This is a genomic window from Gryllotalpicola sp. CP2-P1, assembly GCF_057512245.1.
Genome location: NZ_JBLRDT010000220.1, coordinates 1 through 3,983, shown reverse-complemented (window position 1 = coordinate 3,983; position 3,983 = coordinate 1). Strand labels below are relative to the sequence as shown.

The following is a 3,983-nucleotide window of genomic DNA, read 5'->3' as shown; positions in this document are numbered from 1 at the left end:
AGTGTGCTCTTCCGATCTCGACCGCCGCATCGTCATCGTCGTCGACTCGAGCCGCACCTCGGCCGCGCGCATCGGCGACGAGCCGCGCCTCGACACCGCGATCGAGGCGAGCCTGCTGCTGTCGGTGATCGCCGATCGCGCCGGCGACCGCGTCGACCTGCTCGCGTTCGACCGCCGTGTGCGGGCGCGCGTGCACGGCGCCTCGGGCGCCGAGCTTCTCGGGCGCGAGGTCGACGCGCTGGCATCCGTTCACCCCGAGCTCATCGAGATGGACTGGCGTGCCGTTCCCGGCCAGGTGCGCGCGCTCACGACGCAGCGAGCGCTCGTCGTGCTGCTCACCTCGCTCGATTCCATCGGAGCGGCACAGGGACTGCTTTCGGTGCTCGGGCAGCTCACGGCGGCGCACACCGTCCTCGTGGCATCCGTCACCGACCCCGAGATCGCCGAAGCTGCCCGCCACCTCGACGACCGCGCCGCCGTCTATCGGGCGGCGGCCGCCGAGCGCGCGCTGCTCGACACCGCGCGGCTCGGCGAGGCGGTGCGACGGCTCGGGGCGCACGTCGTCACGCGCACCCCCGCGGCGCTGCCACCGGCCGTGACCGACGCCTACCTCGACCTCAAGGCGGCCGGCCGGCTCTGAGCAGCTGCCTGTTCCCTCAGCCCGAGCGTGTCGCTAGTCTCGCCGGTAGCGGGGGCAGGCGCTCCCCGATGATCGCGTTAGGAGAGCACTCGTGACGACAGAGCCCGCCATTCCCGCCGAGCCGACGATTCCCGAGCCGAACCCGTCCTCGAGCTTCTTCAACAGGCTCGTCGCCGAGGCGCTCGGCACTCTGCTGCTCGTCGCGGGCGGCGTCGGAACCGCCGTGTTCGCAGCGAACTTCCCTTCCGCGGACAAGAACTCCCTCGGCGTCGGCTTCCTCGGCGTCGCGCTCGCGTTCGGCCTCACGGTCGTCGTGGGCGCCTATGCCTTCGGCCCCATCTCGGGCGGCCACTTCAACCCCGCCATCACGCTCGGCGTCGCCGCGGCCGGCCGGTTCCCGTGGAACGAGGTGGTCGGCTATATCGTCGCCCAGCTCGTCGGCGGTGTGATCGGGTCGTCGATCATCGCGCTGATCGCCTCGACGGGCGACGGGTTCTTCAGCGCGGCGCACGAGGCCGGCTTCGCCTCGAACGGCTTCGGCGACCACTCCCCCGGCGGCTTCGGGCTCGGCGGCGCGATCGTGGTCGAGATCGTCTTCACCGCGATCTTCGTCTTCGTCGTGCTCGGCACCACGGCGAAGATCGGGGCGGTCGGCTTCGCGCCGCTCGCGATCGGCCTGTCACTGACCCTGATCCACTTGATCACGATCCCGATCGACAACACCTCGGTGAACCCGGCCCGATCCATCGCGGCGGCCGTCTACGGCGGCGGCTGGGCCTGGGCGCAGATCTGGGTGTTCATCGTCTTCCCCATCGTCGGCGGGCTGCTCGCCGGGTTCAGCTACCGCCCGCTGTTCGGGCGCACCTTCACCGAGGCGCCGTAGCCGCCAGGCATCCGCTCGCCCGCATCTAGCCTGCGGTCAGCTGCGTCGCGCCCCGGTCGGCCTCGGCGAGATCACCGGTCTCGCCGGCGCGGGCGGCCCGGCCGCCGACGACCAGCATGTACGCGAGGAAGGCGAGCAGCGCGAGCGCGCCGATCAGCAGCTTGAGCCACACGGGCAGGTGCGACGGGGTGACGAACCCCTCGATGATGCCCGAGACGAACAGCGAGATCGTGAGCCCGATCGCGACGATGAAGAGCGCCCGGCCTTCCTCCGCGAGCGAGCGCGAGCGCGTGCGCGGGCCCGGCGCAACCCAGGCCCAGAAGATCCGGAAGCCGGCGGCGGCCGCGACGAACACCGAGGTGAGCTCGAGCATGCCGTGCGGCAGCACGAACGAGAAGAAGACGTCGCCCTTCCCGAAGGCGAACATCGCGGCCGCGTCGATGCCGACGTTGACCGCGTTCTGGATGATGACGAGTGCCGGGTAGACGCCCGTGATGCCGAAGGCGATGCACTGCGCCGCGACCCAGGCATTGTTGGTCCATACCTGGCCCGCGAATCCGGCGGCGGGATTCTCGCGGTAGTAGTCGACGAAGTCGCTGTCGACCAGCTTCTTGAGGTCTGCCTGGTTGCCGAGGGCGGCGAGCACCGCGTGGTCGCCGTTGATCCACGCCGCGAGCAGCACCGAGATTCCGATCGTGGCGACGGCGACCGCGAGGGTGAGCCACCGCAGCCGGTAGAGCGCGGCCGGCAGCTGCAGCACGAAGAAGCGCGGCAGAGCGCGCAGAGGGTTGTCGGATGCCCCGGTGAAGCGCAGCCGGGCACGCGACAGCGTGACCGACAGTCGCTCGCCGGGGATGCTGTCGCCCGCGGTCGACGCGATGGCGGACAGCTGCGCCGAGCCGCTCTGGAACAGCTCGATCAGCTCGTCGGCCTCGCGCCCGCTGAGACGGCGGCTCGACGCGAGGCGGTCGAGCCGCTCCCACTCGCCGCGGTGGGCGGCCGTGTAGGCGTCGAGGTCCATCGTGCTTTGATGATAGCCATGGCCGCAGCCCCGCCGACCGTCATCCCCACCGCTCCCGGTGATCGCGGCGGCGAGCTCGGCGGCGTCGTCACGGGCGAGGCGGTCGCGCTCGCGGTGCGGCCCGCGGGCTTCCTGCTGAGGGCGCTGTCGGGGTTCATCGACCTGCTGTGCTCGATCGCGGTGCTGCTGATCTGCACGGTGCCGCTGCTCGTCTTCGGCAGCGGCCTCGACGACTCCGTGGCGACGGCGCTGACGATCGTCGCGCTGGTGCTCGCGGTGATCGGCTACCCCGTCGCGATGGAGGTCGCGACCCGGGGGCGCTCGGTGGGGCGCTTCGTGGCAGGAACGCGCATCGTGCGCGACGACGGCGGCGCGGCAGGCACGCGCCACGCCTTCGTCCGAGCGCTCGCGGCCGTCGTCGAGGTCTACGCGACGCTCGGCGGACTCGCCGTGATCGTCGCCCTGCTGAACGCGCGCTCGAAGCGCATCGGCGATCTGCTCGCCGGAACGTACGCACAGCACGAGCGCGTGCCGGCGCTCGCACCGGCTCTGCTTGCGGTGCCCCCGCAGCTCGCCTCGTGGGCTCAGCTCGCCGATGTCGCCGCTCTGCCGGATCCGCTCGCGCGGCGGGTGAGCGCCTTCCTCGCCCAGCAGCACCGCCTGTCGCCGCAGGCACGCTCAGGGCTCGGCGCCGAGCTCGCTGCCGAGGTCGCGCCGTTCGTGCACCCGCTTCCGGTCATCGACCCCGTGACGCTGCTCTGGGCGGTCTCGGCCGTGCGACGCCTGCGTGAGACCCGCGCGCTCGAAGCCGAGGGCCGCCGGCTCGCCGCGCTCTCACCCACCCTCGCGCGCCGCCCGAACGGATTCCCCGACCGCTGAGAGCCCGGCTTCTCAGCGCGAGCAGTGCGGCCACGCCCGCGAACCAGTTGCATGAGGGAACAGCTTCTACAGGGGCACCGAATCTGTTCCCTCATGCAACTGCCTCGGGGGTGAGGCGTCGCATTCATCGAACCGCGCCGGCGCAACGGCCTGCGACACTGCGCGAGCGCGCGGAAGACTTATGAGCGCGGGGCGAGGCGGCAGCAGCCCGCCGCGAGCGATCAGCCGTTGCCGAGCGTCTGGTGCCGCACGACCCGCCAGCCCTGCGGTGCCGACAGACGGTCGGCGTGCTCGGCGCACAGGTCGAAGCCGTGCGGGGCCTTCACCGGCGCGAGCGGCCCGACGACCGCCATCGAATCGGCGTAGACATACGTCAGGGTGGCGACCGCCTCGCGCTGACAGGTCGATTTGGAGCACTGGCGGTCGAGCATGAGTCGAGACTACGCCGCCCTCCGACACGACGGCGAACCCACTCCGGCGCGGGTCCGAGCGGCGGTCGAGCGGCGGCCACGCGGAGGTTGAGCTGCGGTCGAGCGGTGCGCACCCGGACGCGCGCCACC

The 3,983-nt window shown here is 71.9% G+C and carries 5 protein-coding genes; 3 read left to right on the top strand and 2 right to left on the bottom strand.

Annotated elements, in window-relative coordinates:
* Positions 1–640 (top strand): DUF58 domain-containing protein (locus ACM2XV_RS13105; RefSeq protein WP_487027242.1); only part of this gene is annotated, 640 nt, incomplete at its 5' end.
* Between the two features lie 127 nt (positions 641–767).
* Positions 768–1,523 carry an aquaporin Z gene (aqpZ, locus tag ACM2XV_RS13100; RefSeq protein ID WP_344775362.1) on the top strand — a complete coding sequence of 252 codons (756 nt, stop codon included), beginning with the start codon at positions 768–770 and terminating at the stop codon, positions 1,521–1,523.
* A 25-nt stretch (positions 1,524–1,548) separates the two neighbouring features.
* Here the strand turns inward: aqpZ and ACM2XV_RS13095 are convergent, their stop codons facing one another.
* On the bottom strand, positions 1,549–2,544 hold the full coding sequence (locus ACM2XV_RS13095; RefSeq protein ID WP_344775101.1) for a stage II sporulation protein M: 996 nt from the start codon (positions 2,542–2,544) through the stop codon (positions 1,549–1,551).
* Between the two features lie 18 nt (positions 2,545–2,562).
* On the opposite strand from ACM2XV_RS13095, the gene ACM2XV_RS13090 reads away from it, so the two are divergent.
* A complete protein-coding gene (locus tag ACM2XV_RS13090) occupies positions 2,563–3,423 on the top strand; it encodes an RDD family protein (protein WP_344775103.1) in 861 nt (286 codons plus the stop codon).
* A gap of 221 nt (positions 3,424–3,644) precedes the next feature.
* Here ACM2XV_RS13090 and ACM2XV_RS13085 read toward each other — a convergent pair whose 3' ends face one another.
* The gene (locus tag ACM2XV_RS13085; RefSeq protein WP_344775105.1) at positions 3,645–3,854 is read right to left on the bottom strand and encodes a DUF3499 family protein; all 210 of its coding nucleotides are present in this window, start codon (positions 3,852–3,854) and stop codon (positions 3,645–3,647) included.
* Positions 3,855–3,983 lie beyond the last annotated feature (129 nt).

Coding starts and splice junctions, on each gene's coding strand:
- ACM2XV_RS13095 (WP_344775101.1), bottom strand. CDS start 2,544: ATGGACCTCGACGCCTACACGGCCGCCCACCGCGGCGAGTGGGAGCGG.
- ACM2XV_RS13085 (WP_344775105.1), bottom strand. CDS start 3,854: ATGCTCGACCGCCAGTGCTCCAAATCGACCTGTCAGCGCGAGGCGGTC.
- ACM2XV_RS13090 (WP_344775103.1), top strand. CDS start 2,563: ATGGCCGCAGCCCCGCCGACCGTCATCCCCACCGCTCCCGGTGATCGC.